The organism is Streptomyces mobaraensis NBRC 13819 = DSM 40847 (assembly GCF_017916255.1).
GTDB classification, from domain to species: Bacteria; Actinomycetota; Actinomycetes; order Streptomycetales; family Streptomycetaceae; genus Streptomyces; species Streptomyces mobaraensis.
Map to the genome: position 1 here is coordinate 6,471,499 of NZ_CP072827.1, position 17,405 is coordinate 6,488,903.

12 protein-coding genes are annotated in these 17,405 nt (G+C 74.2%); 9 read left to right on the forward strand and 3 right to left on the reverse strand.

Going from position 1 to position 17,405, the window contains the following annotated elements:
• Positions 1–547: 547 nt before the first annotated feature.
• A complete protein-coding gene (locus tag J7W19_RS27870; protein WP_004939044.1) occupies positions 548–1,531 on the reverse strand; it encodes a helix-turn-helix domain-containing protein in 984 nt (327 codons plus the stop codon).
• 476 nt (positions 1,532–2,007) lie between these two features.
• Between J7W19_RS27870 and J7W19_RS33550 the strand changes: the two genes are divergently transcribed.
• The 4 genes from J7W19_RS33550 (at position 2,008) to J7W19_RS27890 (ending at position 7,105) form a co-directional block, all read left to right on the forward strand.
• Entirely contained in the window at positions 2,008–5,481 is a 3,474-nt protein-coding gene (locus J7W19_RS33550) for an AAA family ATPase (protein WP_004939039.1), read from the forward strand.
• A gap of 471 nt (positions 5,482–5,952) precedes the next feature.
• Entirely contained in the window at positions 5,953–6,348 is a 396-nt protein-coding gene (locus J7W19_RS27880; RefSeq protein WP_040887621.1) for a phage holin family protein, read from the forward strand.
• On the forward strand, positions 6,345–6,842 hold the full coding sequence (locus J7W19_RS27885; RefSeq protein WP_004939035.1) for a DUF3618 domain-containing protein: 498 nt from the start codon (positions 6,345–6,347) through the stop codon (positions 6,840–6,842). Before J7W19_RS27880 ends, J7W19_RS27885 begins: the two co-directional genes overlap by 4 nt.
• A complete protein-coding gene (locus J7W19_RS27890; protein ID WP_004939033.1) occupies positions 6,839–7,105 on the forward strand; it encodes a DUF4235 domain-containing protein in 267 nt (88 codons plus the stop codon). The genes J7W19_RS27885 and J7W19_RS27890 overlap by 4 nt, the downstream gene beginning before the upstream one ends.
• 313 nt (positions 7,106–7,418) lie before the next feature.
• Here the strand turns inward: J7W19_RS27890 and J7W19_RS27895 are convergent, their stop codons facing one another.
• The gene (locus J7W19_RS27895; protein ID WP_004939030.1) at positions 7,419–8,054 is read right to left on the reverse strand and encodes an HAD family acid phosphatase; all 636 of its coding nucleotides are present in this window, start codon (positions 8,052–8,054) and stop codon (positions 7,419–7,421) included.
• 204 nt (positions 8,055–8,258) lie between these two features.
• On the opposite strand from J7W19_RS27895, the gene J7W19_RS27900 reads away from it, so the two are divergent.
• Both J7W19_RS27900 and J7W19_RS27905 read left to right on the forward strand, forming a co-directional pair.
• Positions 8,259–9,431: a DNA topoisomerase IB gene (locus tag J7W19_RS27900; protein ID WP_004939028.1), complete on the forward strand. Its 1,173-nt coding sequence runs from the start codon at positions 8,259–8,261 to the stop codon at positions 9,429–9,431.
• A gap of 299 nt (positions 9,432–9,730) precedes the next feature.
• Positions 9,731–10,654, forward strand: a complete 924-nt coding sequence (locus J7W19_RS27905; RefSeq protein ID WP_004939025.1) for a GNAT family N-acetyltransferase — start codon at positions 9,731–9,733, stop codon at positions 10,652–10,654.
• A 283-nt stretch (positions 10,655–10,937) separates the two neighbouring features.
• Here the strand turns inward: J7W19_RS27905 and J7W19_RS27910 are convergent, their stop codons facing one another.
• On the reverse strand, positions 10,938–11,489 hold the full coding sequence (locus J7W19_RS27910; RefSeq protein WP_004939022.1) for a hypothetical protein: 552 nt from the start codon (positions 11,487–11,489) through the stop codon (positions 10,938–10,940).
• A 282-nt stretch (positions 11,490–11,771) separates the two neighbouring features.
• On the opposite strand from J7W19_RS27910, the gene J7W19_RS27915 reads away from it, so the two are divergent.
• The 3 genes from J7W19_RS27915 to J7W19_RS27925 all read left to right on the forward strand — a co-directional run bounded on the left by J7W19_RS27915 (position 11,772) and on the right by J7W19_RS27925 (position 16,853).
• Entirely contained in the window at positions 11,772–15,725 is a 3,954-nt protein-coding gene (locus tag J7W19_RS27915) for an nSTAND1 domain-containing NTPase (RefSeq protein ID WP_004939019.1), read from the forward strand.
• Between the two features lie 355 nt (positions 15,726–16,080).
• A complete protein-coding gene (locus J7W19_RS27920; protein WP_004939016.1) occupies positions 16,081–16,410 on the forward strand; it encodes a hypothetical protein in 330 nt (109 codons plus the stop codon).
• Complete coding sequence (locus J7W19_RS27925) at positions 16,407–16,853, forward strand: DUF5709 domain-containing protein (protein WP_004939014.1); 447 nt, start codon at positions 16,407–16,409, stop codon at positions 16,851–16,853. Before J7W19_RS27920 ends, J7W19_RS27925 begins: the two co-directional genes overlap by 4 nt.
• Positions 16,854–17,405 lie beyond the last annotated feature (552 nt).

Sequence of the window (17,405 nt, forward strand, 5' to 3'; positions counted from 1 at the left end):
CCGAGTTGAGAGCCATGCCACGAGGGCGGGGACGACGACTCGGCGCCATGCCCGCCGCCTTCACGGACGGACCACTCCCGCGCCTTGGGGATGACGTGCCGCTGCTTTCGTCGAGGCCGACAACTGCGGACCACCCCCGCGCCCGCGGGGACGACTTTGTGTGACCGGTGTCATGCAAAAGAGCTGAAGGACCACCCCCGCGCCCGCGGGGACGACGTGGGGCAGCAACCGCTCGCGCCAGTGCGCGAGGGACCACCCCCGCGCCCGCGGGGACGACACTTCGTGACCTGCGGCTTTTCGCGGGCAGGGCCCCGTTTTCATTCACTTGCGAATCCAGGATCGTGGTCGAGAGCCTCCAGTGCGGGCAGCGCGCGCAGCGCATGTGCGCGCCGGGTTTCCGGACGTACCGTGTTCGGCTCACGGCCGAGCTGTAGGCCAGCATACGGTCGGGCAGGTGGCCGGGATCGAGCAACTGGCCCAGACCGCCGCCCGATTCCGATGGAGCGCCGCCTACCGGAGGTGGCGCTGATCGCCGCCCGGAGCGGTGTCAGCGCGCGTCACCACCGGCGCCGTGCCGCCCCTCGCGGCCATGCCGCATCGGCACCGACGAAACGTGCAAGTCCCGCCACGCAGTAGGCGAGACGCCGTAAGCCGTGCGGAAGCTGCGGCTGAAGTGGGCCGCGTTGGGGAAGCCCCAGCGTTTGGCCGTCGAGGCGACGGGCGGGTGGGGGCGGCCGGTTCGAGCGCCGGAGAGTTCTCGGCGGCATTCCTCCAGGCGGCGTTGCCGGATCCAGCCGCTGACCGTGATGCCGTCGGCGGCGAACAGCTTGTGCAGGAGGCGGGTGGAGATGTGGTGGTGTGCCGCTATGCCGCCGGGGGTCAGGTCGCGGTCGCCGAGCCGTTCGTTCACGTAGGCGCGGAGCCGCGAGGCGAGGGGGTGGCGGTCCGGCGGGGTGTCGGACGCCTCGCCCGACGTCTCCGATTCCGTCGCCAGGGCGCGCAGCAAGCCGGTGAAGCCGCCGGCCAAGTGCTCCGCCGCGCGTGGCGGGAGTTCCCGCGCGGTGGTGGCCACGTCCTCCAGTAACGGCCCCAGCAGGGACGCGATCGAGCCCCGCCCGTGCGGGTGGACGCCGCTGAGGCGGTCGATGACGGCCGGATCCGCGCCGAGCAGGCGGCGGGGTACGCCGATGAGGTGCAGGACGAAGTCGTCCGCCTCGTGGAAGGTGAACGGCGTCGTGGCGTCCAGGACGACGACGTCGTGCGGGCCGCACGCGAGTAACTCGCCGTCGCGGACGAACGACGCGGCGCCGCGCCCGTGAACGGCGACGACGAGGTGGTCCGCGACCGCGCCGGGGGCCGAGGCGGCCAACGGCGCCGGTTCCACGGCACCCGGCGAGCCGGTCACCGTGACCATGCACAGCGGGCCCAGCGGGTGGGCCGCGACGCGTACGGCCGCCCGGGTCAGGGTCTCGCCGGCCGGCGGACGGCCTGGATCGGCGGAGGAGCGGGCCGTCGCGGGCACGCCGGGCATGCCGGGCACGCCAAGGCCGCCCGAAGCATCACGCGCGCCGGACGCCGCCGGGCGCGCGGTGTTCGCCGAACAGGCCGGTACGGCGCGCGCGGTCGTGAACGCGGTACGGGCCGCCGGGACGGCGCTCGGCTTTCCGTTCGCGGAACCGGCCGTCGCCGTACGCGACGTCGTGCCGACCGTGGCAGTTATGGCAGCCGTGGTAACGGGAATCATCGTTCTCCTGGAGCTGGATGGGACTCGGACGGAACACACGACCCACCCTCCAACCCCCGCCCCCACCCCACGTAGGTCGTTTGACTGCCCACCGACGCCTAGACGATCTTGACCGCACCCCAAGCGGTATCCTGAGCCGCACGCCGGACCACGGCGTGTCACGACACGTCGAAGTGGTGGTGAGGTCCCGGGGCGCCCACTCTCCGAGGGTGCGCGGCGCTGGTGCGGCGGCATCCGCGACGCCCGGGGAACAGGAGGCGGCCGTGACGTCCACAGCCGGTACCGGGGCCCTCGTGGGCCGGCACCGTGAGAAGGCGCTGCTGGGCCGTGCGCTGGACGACGCGCGGACCGGCACCGGCGGCTCGGCGCTCCTGCTGCGCGGCGAGCCCGGGATCGGCAAGACGGCCCTGCTGGAGTGGACGGAGGCGCGCGCCCGCGCCCTCGGTTTCACCGTGTTGCGCGCGGTGGGCGCCGAGGCCGAGGCGGAACTCGCGTTCGGAGCGCTGCACCAGGCGCTCTGGCCCCTGCTGCAACGCTCCGAGGCGCTGCCGGCCCGCCAGCGCGAGGCGCTGGAGTGCGCGCTGGGACTCCGCGACGGAATGCCGCCGAACGGTTTCACCGTCGGCGCCTCCGCGCTGTCCCTGCTCGCGGAGGCGGCCCGCGAACGCCCCCAACTGCTGCTGATCGACGACCTGCACTGGGCCGACTCGTCCAGTGCCACGGTCTTCGCCTTCCTGCACCGCCGGCTCACGGAGCTGCCGCTCGTCATCGTCAGCGCCAGCCGCCCCGACCGGGCGGCCACCGAGGGCTGGCCCGCGCACCCGGTGGACGTCGGGGCGCTGCCGCCCGCCGACGCGGGCGCCCTGCTGCGGCAGCGGCACCCCGAACTCGCCGCCACCACCGCCGACCGCGTACTGGAGGAAGCCGCGGGCAACCCGCTGGCCCTCGTCGAACTCCCGCGCCACCTCCGCGAGGACCAGCTCAAGGGCATCGTCCCGCTGCCCGAAGGACTGCCCCTCGGGCAGCGACTGGAGCGGCTGTTCACCGGCCGGCTCCAAGCCTTGAGCGCCCCGGCGGCCCGCACCCTCCTGCTGGCCGCCCTCAGCGGCACCACGGCCGGCGACACCGGCGGCGCTTGGGCACACGCGGCCACCGCGGTCGCCGGCCGTAACGCCGCAGCCGCAGAGACCGCCGTGCCGGCCGCCGGGCCTGCCGGGCCGACCGCCGGGCCTGCCGGTCCGGACGTGTCCGCCGCCCCCTCCGGTCTCGCCGCAGCCGCTGGTCCGGACGCGTCCGCCGCCCCCTCCGGTCTCGCCGCAGCCGCTGGTCCGGAGGTGTCCGCCACCCCTTCCGGTCTCGCCGCAGCCACCGGCCCGGCCGGCTCCACCACGGCCGCCGGGCCTGCCGGCTCTAATGCGGCCGCCGAACTTGCCGGATCCACCGCGACCGCTGGGCTTGCCGATTCCCCCGCGACCGCCGCATCTGTCACCCCTGCCGGGTCTGTCACCCCTGCCGGGTCTGCCACCCCTGCCGGGTCCACCGCGTCGGCTGAGCCCGCCGCGTCGGCTGAGCGCGCCGAGCCCGCCGAGCCCGCCGAGCCCTGCGTGGCCGCTGCAGTTGCCGGGCTGACCGGGCCCGACGTGTTCGTCGGCCCCTCCCGGCCCGCCGCGACCGCCGGGTTTGCCGATTCCGCCGCGACCGCCGCGACCGCCGCGACCGCCGGGCTTGCCGACTCCGCCGTAGCCGCCAGCCCTGCCGGGTCAGCCGTAACCGCTGAGCCTGCCGGGTCCGCCGCAGCCGCTGAAGCCGCCGATTCCCCCGCGACCGCCGCAACCGCCGGCCCCACCGCCAAAGCCGACCCCACCGCCAACCCTGGCCCTGACACCACCCCCACCCCCACCCCCACCGCCGAAGCCGTCCTCGACGAGATCGAGGCCGGCGGGCTCGCCCGGTTGGACGCCTCCGGGCGGCTCCTCTTCCGGCACCCACTCGTCCGCGCCGCCGTCCTCTCCACCGCCCGCCGTTCCGAACTCCGTGCAGCGCACCGGCAGTTGGCGGCCGGTCTGGACGTCGGTGACCCGCGCAGGCTCGTGCACGAGGCGTCCGCCGCCCTCGTCCCGGACGAGGACCTCGCCGCCCGCCTCCAGGAGGCGGGCGGCCGGATCGCCCGCCGCGGCGGCGCCGCCGAAGGCGCCCTGCTGCTCGACCGCGCGGCAGCGCTCAGCACCGAACCGGCCGCCCGCGCCCGCCGGCTGACCTGGGCGGCGGTCATGGCCGCCCACGGCGGCCGGCTCCGCTACACCGCGCGGCTGGTGGAGGAGCTGCGCCGGGGACCCGTACCGCCGGACGCGGCACCGCTGTTCGCGTATGCGACGGTGTACGTCGACCAGGGCCACCGCGTCGACTTCGCGTCCTCGTTCACCCTCCTCCCCGAAGCCCTGGACGCGCTCACCGCGCCCGGCGCGGAGTCCTTCGGCGGCCTCGCCGAGCAGGTCTGCTTCAAACTCCTGCTCGCCGCCACCTACACCGACGACGCCCGCGCGTGGCAGGCCCTGGAACGCCACCTCGACGACATGTCCCCGCTGGCCCGGCTGTGCCACCGTGCCTGGTCCGACCCGGCGCGTACCGCACAGGGCGTCTCCGAGGAACTGAAGGCCCTGGTCGCGGGGATGAACGAGGAGCAGGAGGCCGGCGGCGCGTGGCTGCTGCTGTGGACGGCGTCGGCGGTGGACCTCGCCGACGACGACCTGTGGCGCCGCTTCACGGGCCAGCACGCCTACGCCACCCAGGGCTCCATCGCCAAGGCCCGCTCGTACCAGGACTTCCTGCGCGGACGCTGGGACGCGGCCGGCGACTGCCTGCGGGAGGCCGAGGTCGCCGACGAACTCGGTTACCACTGCAACGCACTCCTCTTCCGCCTCGCCTACGCCCACTTCGCCGCCGGCCGCGGCGACGAGGACGAACTGCGCATGGTGGACGGCCTGATCCGGCCGGTGGCCGTCCGCGCCCGCATGCGGTACGCCACCGACCGGCTCACCCACCTGACCGCCCTCGCCGCCCTGGCGCACGGCCGGCACGAGGACGCCTACTGCGATCTGGTCTCGCTCACCCCGCCGGGCATCCTGCCCCGCGGCCTGCCCTGGTTCCAGCTGCCGTTCCTCGACTTCGTCGACGCCGCCGTGCACACCGGACGGCGCGCGGAGGCGCGGGCGCACGTGGCGGCGGGACGGGCGGCGCGGATGGCGGAGATCTCCGCCCACCACGCCTTCCTCCTCGCCGCCGCCACCGCCCTCGCCGCGCCCGACGACGAGGCCGACGCCGCCTACCGGGCCGCCTACCAGGTGCCCGGCGCCGACCAGTGGGTCTTCGAACTCGCCCGGCTGCGGCTGGCCCACGGCTCGTGGCTGCGCCGCCACCGCCGCGCCGAGGCGCACGACGTCCTGCGCGAGGCCCACCGGGCGTTCCAGGGACTGCGCGCCCGGCCGTGGGAGGAGCGGTGCGCGCGCGAACTCCGCGCGGCCGGCCACGCGGTCGGCCCGACCGCCGGCGGGCACGCGCTGCTCACCGGGCAGGAGCTGCGCATCGCCGAACTCGCCGCGACCGGCCTGACGAACAAGGAGATAGCCCAGCGGCTCCGGCTCTCCCCGCGTACGGTGGCGGCCCACCTGTACAAGATCTTTCCGAAGCTCGGCATCACCACCCGCGCGGCCCTCGCGCAGGCGCTGCGGCACGACTGACGGCGGGGGCCGGAGGCGGCCTCCGCCGTCCCGGCCCACCCCGCGCTCTGTCAGGACGAGGCTACGGGCCGCCGCCCGGCGGAACTTGCCCACGAGTGCACCCACCCTTGCCCCACAGCGCACAGCGCACAGCGCACAGCGCAGGGCACAGCGCAGGGCACAGCACAGCGCACAGCGCACGGAGCGACCGCGCACACCGGCGCACGCCCCGCGAACGCGCTCCGTCAGCAGGCCGTATCAGGCCGTATCAGGCCGTATATAAGGCCGCTTTCCCGCCGAACGGGGTAAGCGCGTGCCGAAGGACGACGCGTCGGCCGCCGCCCGGAGGCGCTGAGCCTCGGGCGGTACCGGGCGCGCGGCACGTACGGCAAAACGGAGGACGGGTGATCGTCGATGAGTTTTCTGGACCGGATTCCCCGGCAGAGCCGGGACCGCGCTGAGGAACGGGCACGCGGCCGGGTGCCAGGCCCGGTGCCGGACCGTGCGGAGGAGCCGGTGAGCGCCCTCGTCTCCCGGGCGTCCGACCAACTCGCCGAGCTGGTACGGGCGGAGATGCGGCTGGCCCGGGCGGAGATGCTCGAAAAGGGGCGGAGCTTCGGCCGGGGCGGCGGCCTTCTCGGTGGCGCCGGCCTGGTGGCGTACGTGGCGTTCATGGCCCTGGCGGCGGCCGCCGTCGCCGCCCTGTCCCTGGTGCTGCCGGTGTGGGCGGCGGCGCTCGTCGTCGCGGGGGTGCTGGCCGTGTGCGCCGGGGTGCTGGCCGTCGCGGGCCGCAGGCGGATCCGCGCGGCTGCGCCGCCGGTTCCCGGGCAGGCGATCGAAGGCGTCAGGAAGGACACCGCGATGATCAAGGAGAGGAGTACGCGATGAGCGCGAGTTCCGAGGGCGGACGGTCCGGTGTCGGACGGGACGAGGTCGCACGGTCCGAGGCCGGACGGGGCGCCCCGACGATGGAGGACCTGCGGGCCCAAGCGGAGGACGCCCGCGAGGAACTGGGCGGCACGGTGGACGCCCTCGCGCGGAAGGCCGACGTGAAGGCGCAGGCGAAGCGGAAGGCGACCGCCGTCAAGGACGCGGCCGGGCAGGCCACGGAACAGGTGCTCGCCAAGGGTTCGGACGCCGTCCGGCAGGTACGGGACCGGGTACCGGAACCCGTCCGCGCCCAGGCGGCCACCGCCCGCGCCGAACTGGCACACCGCACCACCACGGCCGTCGCGACGGTACGCGAACGCACCCCGGCGCCGCTGCTGATGGCGGTCCGGCAGGTCACCGGGTTGCTGCGCCGTGGGCGGGGACCCCTGCTGGCGGCGGGGGCCGTCGTCCTCGTGACCGGGGCGGCGCGGCGCGCGAGGAGGTCCCCGTGAAGGCGGTGAAGATCGCCTACAAACCGGTCGGGCTCGTCCTCGGCCTGGCCGGCGGCATGCTCGCCGGAGCGGCGTTCCGCCGGACGTGGAAACTGCTCGGGCACGACGACGACGCACCCGACGCGACCGACGAGGACCGCACCTGGCGCGAGATCCTGCTCGCCGCGGCCCTGCAGGGCGCGGTCTTCGCCGTCGTCAAGGCGACCGTCGACCGCGCCGGCGCCACCGCGACGCGCCGACTGACGGGAACGTGGCCGGACTGACCGGCATCCCTCCACCGGGCCGGAGACCCCTGCGGCCCGCGCTCCCGCCCCCACTCTCGGCGAGGACGCGGCGCCCGGTGGGACGGCCGCAGCCGACTGGGTGCCGGGCCTGACCGGGGGCACGGGCTCGGCCGGGTTTCGGGCCCGCCCGGTGACGGGATTGGCCGGAGCCGGGTCCGTCGGGGCCCGAGCCACCCCGGTCCGGCGGCTCCCCGGTCCCGAGGTCACCCCCAACCGCGGTCCGGCAGACCGCCGCACCGCACCGCACCGGAACCCCCTCCGCGTTCTCGCACCCCTCCGGGGCGCCACCCCGTCAGGAGAGCTTGCCGTCGTAATCCGGCAGCTTGAAGCCCTTCTCGTAGTAACCGCCCGCGAAGTCGGTGGAGCGGTTGCCGATGTTCGCGGTGATGCGGTAGCCGCCCTCCGTCAGCTCCTCGCGGCAGCGCTCCTTGCCCTCGGCCTTGCTCTCGCCGTGCTCCCGGGTGCAGACCGCGTCCACCGGGTAGCCGGCGGCCCTGAGTTCCTTCCGGGCGGACGAGGACGACGTGCGGGCGGTGACGAAGAGGACGGCCACCTTGTGCTCGTGCGCCCACTCGGCCACGCGGAGGACGGGCTCGTTGGCGCGGCCCGGGTGGTAGTAGGTCTCCAGCGCGGTGTTGTCGATGTCCAGTACGACGGCCGGCTTCCCGCCGCCGTGGCCGGCGACCCGGTCCCGCAGCCAGGGGAGCACCGGATCGACGGCCTTGCGCACGTCGGCCTGCCAGGTCCGGTAGTCGGGGACGTCCGCGTCGGGGCCGGCCTGTGCGGCGTTGGCGGTGCCCGGCGCCGCGAAGGGCAGCGCGAGCGCGGCCAGCGTGGCGAGGGCGGCGGTACGGAACCTCGGAGCGGGCCGGGCGGGCCCGGCGGTCCCGGTGGACCGGGTGAGCGGGGCGGACGTGGTGGGGGGCATCGATCGCGTTCCTTCCGGTGACCAGTGTGACCATCGGACAGGTCAGCAGCATCGGGGGGCGGCCAGGCGAAGGAACGGTGTCGCCGATGTGAAGACTCCTGAAGCATCCGCACCACGGCTCCCACCCGTACCACGGCCCCGCCCACGCCGTCCGGCAGCCGCCGGCCCGACGTGAACAGGCGCACCACCGGGTATCAGCCCGCTATGACCGGTACGAAGAGTTCCGCCGGAACCGTGATCCCCGCCCGGGAAGGCCGCCGGGCCCGTACCCTCCCGCGGCAGGCGTCCGGCCCGGCCGCTCCCGCCCGCACCGGCGCCGGCGACTGGACGAGACGGGCACCGTCCCGCCTGCACCACAGCCGGCCCACGGAACCCGGTTACGTTCGCCTCCGGCACGGGCGCGGCTTCCGTTACCGCGACGCGGAGGGCGCGCCGCTGCGCGACCCCGACGCGCTCGCGCGGATCCGCGAGCTGGTCATCCCGCCCGCCTGGCGCGATGTGTGGATCTGCGCCCGGCCGGACGGCCACCTCCAGGCCGTGGGCACCGACGCCGCGGGCCGCCGCCAGTACCTGTACCACCCGGCGTTCCGCGCCGAGCAGGAGCGGGCCAAGCACGACCACGTCCTGGACGTCGCCGAGGCGCTGCCCGCGCTCCGGGAGGCCGTCGAGGGGCACCTCACCGACCGGGGCCTGACCCGGCGCCGCGTCCTGGCCACCGCCGTCCGCCTGCTGGACCTCGGCTTCTTACGCGTCGGCAGCGACCGCTACACCGAACTGCACAACAGCTACGGCCTCACCACGCTGCTGCGCGAACACGCCCGACGCAGCCGTGGCGCGGTCGTCTTCACCTACGTCGGCAAACACGGCAGGGAGACCGTCCTGCCCGTCAGCGACCCCGCCGCCTGCCGCACCCTGACCGCGTTGCTCCGCCGCCGCGGCGGCGGCGACCGGCTGCTCGCCTACTGGGACCGGCGCGCCTGGCACGACGTGAGCGGCGACGACGTCAACGCCTACCTCAAGGAACAGGCCGGTCTCGACGTCACCGCCAAGGACTTCCGCACCTGGCACGCCACCGTGATGGCCGCCGTCGCGCTGGCCGTCTCCCAGGGCGCCGCCCGCAGCGAGACCGCCCGGCGCCGGGCCGTCGCCCGCGCGGCGGCCGAGGTCGCCGGCTACCTCGGGAACACGCCCGCCGTCTGCCGCGCCTCGTACATCAACCCGCGGGTGATCGAGCTGTACGAGGAGGGCGTCACCATCGCCCCCGCCCTCCCCCGCCTGGGCGCCGACACGGACCCCGGCGTCCCGGCCACCCACGGCCAGGCCGAACGAGCCGTCCTCCACCTGCTCCGAACGGGCCACCCACCGGCGGCCCCCTGACCACCCACGCCGCCTCCTTGATCGGAACCTGTAGCCGACAACCCCGGGATCGCTGTTCGGTGTTGCCGGAAGCAGTGTGATCGAAAAGGGTTTGCGGGCGAGGGCCGCGGTCGGATAGACGTAACCACCGGACCCCACCACGAGGGTTGAGGGGCCACGACAGCGAGAGGAGGGACAAGCCCATGATCCCCGTGATCATCGCGCTTCTGTCCTTCCGGGGTACGGACCACGTCTGACCCCGGAGCGGACGGGCGCCTTCACCGGAGCGTGCCACGACCGTGAGAACGAACGACCTGACCATGCGTCCGATCACCGGACACGACGAACTCGACCTCTTCCGCCAACTGCCTTACGCCCTTAACGAGGAACTGGCGGACGACCTCGCCGCCGGCCGCCGACGTCCGGAATGGATGTGGGTCGCCCTCCGCGGTGACCGCCTGCTCGCCAGGGCGGCCTGGTGGGGCCGACCAACCGGCGACGCGCCACTCATCCTGGACATCCTCGACATCGAGGACAGCGCTTCGGGCTCCGATCACGTGGACATCGGGGTCCGGCTTCTGCACGCCGCGATGGCCGCCACCCTGCCGAACGGGTCGCGTCCCCCCGAGTACAGCCGTTTCGTCCCGCCGGGCTGGCGTGAGAACGCGGTAACGAGACAAGCCGTCGAAGACCGCATGACGGTACTCGAACGGGCCGGTGCCCGGCTCTTCGTCGAACGACTACGCCTGGAATGGCGTCCGGGATCGCCGGTTCCCGAGCCCGACGGGCGCCTCGTCTTCCGGCCGGTCCGCGATGTCGAGGAACTCGTGGCCCTGATGTCCTCGGTTCTGGACGGGACTTTGGACGCACACAGCCGTGACGACCTGACCCGGATGTCGGGACACGAAGCGGCCGTCCGGCACTATGAGGACGAGCTGGCGCGTTATGCCAGTCCGCGGGACTGGTGGCGCATCGCGACGCTGCCCGACGGAGCGCCCGTGGGGTTCGTCGTCCCGGCACGCAACGACTACAACGCGATCATCGCCTACATCGCGGTCCTGCCCTCACACCGCGGCAACGGCTACATCGACGACATCCTCGCCGAGGGCACCCGAATCCTCGCCGCGCAGCACGTCCCCCGCATCCGCGCGTCCACGGACCTCGGCAACACCCCGATGGCGAACGCCTTCCGGCGCGCCGGATACGTCAATTTCGAGCGCGAGATCAACATGACCTGGAGCTGATCGAGTACGGGGCGCGACCTGTCGGCCGGTTCGCCGGCCGCCCGTCCGGACAGGGTCCATGCGGTGAGGTCGCGCCAGTCGGCGACGGGACGGACCGCGCGACGGGCGTCGAGCAACCCTCTCCCGCCAGGAACCGGCAGGTCCTGGCAGGGAGAGGGCAGCGTTCACCGGCAGGGCGTGGTTCAGGTCGACGGTCGACCCGTCGACGGTAAGCCGCGGGCCGCTTGTGGAGTGAGCATGTTCTTCTCCGGTTCGTGTGGTTGTCGAGTACGCGGTGGTGCCGTCAGTCGGTGAGGTTCCGGGGGTGGGCCGCGTGGTAGCCGTCGCCGCCGGTCAGGCCGTAGTCGTGGATCGTGTACCGGGTGCCGGCGCCGCCGGCCTGCTCGTAGGCCCAGTACTTGGTGTGGGCGGCGTCGGCCCAGTGGTCGAAGATCACGACGTGGCGGAACCTCGCCGAGTCGCTGCCGGCCTTGATGACCAGGTCGCCCTGGCCGAGGGCGGGCATGGCGATGGGGGTCGTCCAGCCGTCGTTCGCCAGGGCGACGGTGTTCGGGCCCGGCTGGGGCAACTTCAGGGCCATGGAGGCGTAGCCGGAGCAGTCCTGGCGGAAGCCGTCCTTCCAGATCAGGTCCCGGCTGTAGGGCACCGGCTTGCCGCCCCGTGCGACGAGCCAGGTCCTCGCCCGCTCGATCTCGTCGTGCCGGGTGATCGCCGGCGCCGCGGGGATGGCTCCTGCCTGTGGTGCGGTGGCGTGCGTCGGTCCGGTGAGCGTGACCGAGCCGAGCAGGGCGGCCGCTGCGAGAGCGGGGACGGACCAGCGGTGGGAACGTGACACGGATTCCTCCTGGTGGTGGTGCGGCCGGCGGGTCCGGCCTGGCCCACACGCTGACGCCGTGATCACCGCCGGCCCAGTCGGTCAGCCGGGCCGTCCGGAGAAGCCGCACGTCAGAGCGGGGTGGGGAGTTGTCCGGAACGGTTCCGGTCCGGAGCGGGACCTCGTTCGGGTGATATCCGAGCCTCCGGCTCCGCGCGGCATCCGGAGGTCAGGACGCGGTGGGCCCGCGGCGTGGCCCGAGCGAGGGACCGCCGGCCGGCCGCGTACCGGGAAACTGGGTCCGTGACCGATGGGCAGGGGACCCCCGGACCGCGCCGGGCCTTCGCCGAGCGCTTCGACCTGCTGTACCGGGAAGCGGGCAAGCCGCTGCTGCGCAGTGTGTCCGCCGCGGTCGCGCGCGGCCGCCCGGCCGGCGCGGACGGCCGCCCGATCCGGGTCCCCGCCCAGCGGATCAGCGACTGGCGCGGCGGGCGAGCGGTACCCGCCCGGTTCGAGCCCCTGGCAGCCGTCCTGACCGTACTGATCGGGGAAGCGCGCCGAGCCCGCTCCCGGCCGGTCGTACCGGGCCTGTACGACGTGGCCGACTGGCGTGCGCGGTGGCAGCAGGCGACCGACTCGCCCGCCGACGCACAGGCGGCCGGTGAGGCGGAGACCGCTGCGAAGGTTCCGTGCCCGTACCGGGGGCTCGCCGTCTACCAGGCAGACGATGCCCGGTGGTTCTTCGGCCGGGAGCAGGACACGGCGGCGCTGGTCGGCGAACTCGGCCGTTGCCTGGACGGGGACGGTCCGCTGATCCTGCTCGGTGCGTCCGGGGCCGGGAAGTCCTCGCTGCTGCGCGCCGGCCTGCTCCCCGCACTGGCCGACGGCGCGCTGCCCGGCTCGGACACGTGGCCGGTGGCCGTTCTCACGCCGACCGGTGCTCCTCTCACCGCGCTCACCCGTGCTCTGGCAGGAGCCCTCGGACGCGAGCCGGCCGGGCTCCGGAAGGCCGCCGAGGCCGGACCGGAGGCGTTCCGGGACACGCTCCTCCGGCAGCTGCCGGACGGACGCAGACTCGCCGTGGTCGTCGACCAGTTCGAAGAGGTCTTCACCCTGGTCACCGACCGGCGGCAGCGGGCTCTCTTCCTCGGCGCCCTGCGCGCCGCCACCGCTGCCGTGCCGGGCGGGCCGGTCATGCTCGCGGTCCTCGGCCTGCGGGCCGACTTCTACCAGGACTGTCTCGATCATCCGGACCTCCTCGGCCCCCTGCGCAGGCATCAGCTGGTCCTTCCGCAGATGACGCCGCCGCAGCTCGCCCGCGCCATCCGCAAGCCGGCCGAGGCGGCGGGCCTGGAGCTGGAGGAGGGCCTGCTCGATGTGCTGCTCAGGGACCTCGGGCTGCGGGACTGGGAGAGCGGTGACCGCCCCGAGCCGGGCGCGCTGCCGCTGCTCTCCCATGTGCTGCTGTCCACCTGGCAGCAGCGGACCGGCCACCGGCTCACCCTGCGCGGCTACCGGCTCACCGGCGGTTTGCGCGGTTCCGTCGCCCAGGCCGCCGAGCGCGCCTGGGCCGGCGTGCACCCGAGCGAGCACGACATCGCACGCCAGGTGCTGGTCCGGCTGGTCAGGGTCGGTCCCGACGGCCAGGACACCCGACGGCGGGTCGGCCGGGCCGAGCTGTTCGCCGCGCTGCCCGACCATGTCTGCGTGCAGCGGCTGCTCGACGGCTTCGCCGCCGCCCGGCTGCTCACCCTGACCGCGGACACCGTCGAACTCACCCACGAAGCCCTGCTGGGCGCCTGGCCACGGCTGCGCGAGTGGATCGAACAGGACCGCTCCGGCCTGGTGACACACCAACGACTGGAACAGGACGCCGTGAGCTGGGCGGCCGAGCGGCGGGATGCGGCCCTGCTCTACCGGGGCACCCGCCTGGCTCCGGCCCGTTCCTGGGCCGATGTCGACGGTGAGCGGTTCGGACTCAGCCCGCTGGCAACCGAGTTCCTCGCCGCCTCCACGACGGCGGAGGAGGCCGCGCGGCGGGCCGAACAGCGCAGACGGCGACGGCTGCGGGCGCTGGTGACAGGACAGGCGGTGCTGCTCGCCCTGCTCCTGATCGCCGGCGGGGTCGGCTTCGTCCTGTACCAGCGGGCGGATCACGCATCCCGCCAGGCGACCGCGGCCGCGTTGATGGCACGCTACGAGAACATCTCCGCCGACCAGCAGCCGGAGCTGGGCCTTTCCCTGGTCACTTCCGCGTACGCGCGAGACCGCTCGGCCCCGGGCGCCGCCGCCGCGCTGGCGTCCGCGACCGGCTCGCGTTTCGCCGGGGCGATGCCGACCGGGCAGCGAAGTCAGTGGACCCTGGCCTTCGACCCGCAGTCGGGAGTGCTCGCCACCGCCGGTACCAACGGACGGGTGAGCCTGTTCCAGCCTGACCGGCGGCGGAAGACGGCCACCCTGGCTCCCGGCACCGGCGGCGCTCCACTCTCCCCACCCGACCCCGCGTACGCCCGCGAACCCTTCGGCGGAATCGCGCAGGGCGCGCCGGGCCCGCTCGCCTTCGCCCCGCGCGGTCACCTGCTCGCGGTCTCCACCGGCCGGCGGATCGACGAATGGGATGTGACCGATCCGAGGGCGCCGCACTGGATCCGGGCGATTTCCGAACAGGCGCATGATGTCAACGCGCTGGCGTTCAGCCCGGACGGCGCAACCCTCGCCGCCGCCGGCAACGACGGCGCGGTACGGCAGTGGGACACGGATTCGGGCAGGTTCCGGACCCGGCCTCGGTACCTGCACAGCCCGGTCCTCGGGGTCGCCTTCAGCCCGGACGGGAGCACTCTGGCCGCGTGCGCCCGTGACCAGGACATCCGGCTGTGGCGGCGGGACGGCGGCGCTGAGCCGCGTCTGCTTCCCCGCGTACACAGATTCTCCGTCATCCATGTCGCCTTCAGCCCGGACTCCCGGACGCTGGTCTCCACCAGCGACGATCACACCGCTGTGTTGTGGGACGTCCCGACCGGGCGCGACAAGCACCGTCTGTCCGCGGGCGACGCCGTCTTCGACGCCGCTTTCAGCCGTGATGGAAAACTGGTGGCCACCGCCTCCTACGACCACAGTGTCCAGTTGTGGGACGCGGAGACGGGAGCGATGACCGAGAAGCTGACCGGTCACACCGACCGTGCTTTCGGCGTCGCGTTCGGCCCGGACGGGCACTGGCTGGCCAGCGTCGGCATGGACGGCAACGCGGTGTTGTGGGACATGACCGGACCAGAGCGGATCTTCTCGCCGGCGGCCCGGGTGCGCGGTCTGGCATCGAGCCCGGATGGCACCTTGCTGGGCACCGGAGACGACAACGGCATCGTGCGCGTATGGCGCCGACGGCCGAACGCACGCGACGGCCGGTACCTCCGCCTGGTCCGGCAGCGCCGACTGCCGCTGCCGGACGGCAGGGTGTGGCGGGTGGCGTTCTCACCGGACGGCCGGACGCTCGGCATCGTCACCGACTCCCCGCAGGTGTGGCTGCTGGACATCCGCACCGGCGGCTTGTGGCGGCTGCCGGTCGAGGTCAAGAACGAAGACCACGAATGGGGCCGCTCGATCGCCTTCGCCGGCACGGACGAGGTGCTCAGCACGAACGACCTCGGTGTGACGAGGATCTGGGACGTGCGCACCAGGCGCCTGCTGAACCAGCTTCACGATCATGAGTCCAGGGCACTGGCTGCCGATCCCCAAGGTCGTTTCTTCGCCAGACCCCACGGGGACAGACTCGAACTGCTCGACGCGGCCGGACGACCTCTGGCCGACTCCCCCTTCCCGACGGGAGTGGGTGTCGGGCTCGTGCTGAGCCTGAGCCCGGACCGCACCCGGCTGGCCGCCACCCTCAGCGACCAGAGCATCGCGGTATGGCAGGTCCGTGCCGCGCCCGGTCGGCCGTACTCGCTCACGCTCCGGGCCACCAGACTGCGCCGCCGCTCCCTCACCGGCCTTGAAGCGCTGGCCTTCAGCCCTGACGGACGCACCCTCGCCGCTGCCGACGACAACCACACCATCCAGTTGTGGGACATCGGCACCGGGCAACCGACGCTGACCCTCACCGGGCACACCGACAAAGTGGGGCCGCTGGCCTTCAGCCCGGACGGAAAGACCCTGATGAGCGGCGGCGACGACCGCACCGTCAGATTCTGGGACCTCGACTCCGACGACGCCTTCCGCCGCGTCGACCTCGCAGTCCGGGCCCGGAGGCCGGAGACCGAGTAGCCCACGCACCCGGCGCAGGTCCCGTGCCGCAAGGGGCCGGCGGCGAGGCGGCTCCCGCGCCTTCCCGGGCTGGGCGCACGGGCGCCGCCCACCGGCGAGCACCACGTCCCGATGGAACAGCGCGGCGCCTCCGCCTCTGACCCACCCGAGTGGCGTAAGCCCACTGACGGAGCCGCCTTGCGTACGCCGCGCCCCAGGGGTTACTCGCCAGGCGAACGAAGGCGCTCGGAAGGCGTCGGGGCCGCCCTGCGCGGGCAGGCGCGTGATCGTCACCGAGCCGGCGCCGGCGCCCGCAGGGCCGGCCGGACGCCGGTGACCGTGTCCCGAGAACGCGAAGGAACGGAGGACGTACGTCATGCAGGCAGACGACAGCGCCCGGCAGCCGGAGCGGCAGGGCGAGCGGAGCGGGAGGCGGCGGGACGAGGGCGGGGCACCGCGCGCGCGGCCCGCGCCGATCGGCAAGGGCGACACGCCGAACGTGGCCGGCAGCGACGTACAGCAGCCGGAGATCGCGGAGGGCCCCGTCGAGGGACTGCAGCCCGGTGAGGAAGTGCGGCGCGGCCCGTGGCACCCGCCCGTCGAGGTCGACCCGCCGCCCGGTTACGGCCGCCCGCCCGGGGAACGCGGCCGGAAGGGCCGTACCAAGGAGAACCCCGAAGGACCCGAAGGGAAGGAGACCTCGTGACCACCCCCCACGACCCCGGCGCCTCCCCGGAGGACGAGGGCATCCCCGACCTGCAGGACGGCACGCCGGAACAGCAGCGGTCGAGCGACCCCCAGCGGATGCCGGTACCGGGGGACACCCCCACCGCCGTCACCGAGGAGCGGCCGACCGCCGAGGAGTTGCGGGAAGGTCGGCCACTGGACGAACGGCTGGACGAGGAGGAGCCCGAGGCGGACCCCGCCCGCCTCGCCGGACCCACCCGGCCCGCCCGCGACGAGCCCGAACCCGACGAGCCCGCCCCCGGCGCGGAGGCCGGCGACGAGGAGCCCGCCGGGCTGCTCTACGACGAGCCCGACCCCGACCGCCCGCGCAACCAGGACGTGTACGCCCAGGAGGGCACGACCGACGGCCTCTCCGCCGAAGAGGAGGCCGTGCGCATCAAGGACGACGGCGAAGCGTTGTGACGCGTCCGGTTTCTGACGGTTCGGCGTGTTCTCCGGCAGCCGGGGCGCCGTCCGGCGGCCGCCGTAGCCTCCGCCGTCCGGCGCGGCCTCTACGGGCTCCGCGGTCTCCGGACGGCGCGCGGCACCGGCCGTGCCCGGCTGTGTCTCGCGGCCGCCCGTGACGGCGCGGTCTTCCCGCCCTTTCACCGCGGCTACTCGGATGCCCCGGCGGCCACCGCCCCGCTGACGGCGCCGGCCGGGCCGCCGCCGGGAGATGCCCGCCCAGGCGGCCCGGGCCGGCCGCGACGACTCGGCGCCGCGCCGGCCTGTCACCCGGAGACGCCGCGGCAGGTCCGCCGGACCGACACGGTGATCAAGACGCTGTCCCCGCAGGTCCTCACCAGTGTCCGAGTCCGCTCCCCCCCCGCCCCCCGCCGGTGTGACCGCCGTCTCAGTGGCCGTCGCCGTCCGCCGCCGTGACGTGGCGTCATACAGATGCCGCATGTGAGATGCGGAAGCCCCGCTTGCGGGAGCGCGGCCCACTGTATGTAAATGCCATCCATACCCCACCGG

Coding starts and splice junctions, on each gene's coding strand:
- J7W19_RS27895 (WP_004939030.1), bottom strand. CDS start 8,054: ATGCCCCCCACCACGTCCGCCCCGCTCACCCGGTCCACCGGGACCGCC.
- J7W19_RS27905 (WP_004939025.1), top strand. CDS start 9,731: ATGCGTCCGATCACCGGACACGACGAACTCGACCTCTTCCGCCAACTG.
- J7W19_RS27920 (WP_004939016.1), top strand. CDS start 16,081: ATGCAGGCAGACGACAGCGCCCGGCAGCCGGAGCGGCAGGGCGAGCGG.
- J7W19_RS27900 (WP_004939028.1), top strand. CDS start 8,259: ATGACCGGTACGAAGAGTTCCGCCGGAACCGTGATCCCCGCCCGGGAA.
- J7W19_RS27885 (WP_004939035.1), top strand. CDS start 6,345: ATGAGCGCGAGTTCCGAGGGCGGACGGTCCGGTGTCGGACGGGACGAG.
- J7W19_RS27870 (WP_004939044.1), bottom strand. CDS start 1,531: ATGCCCGGCGTGCCCGCGACGGCCCGCTCCTCCGCCGATCCAGGCCGT.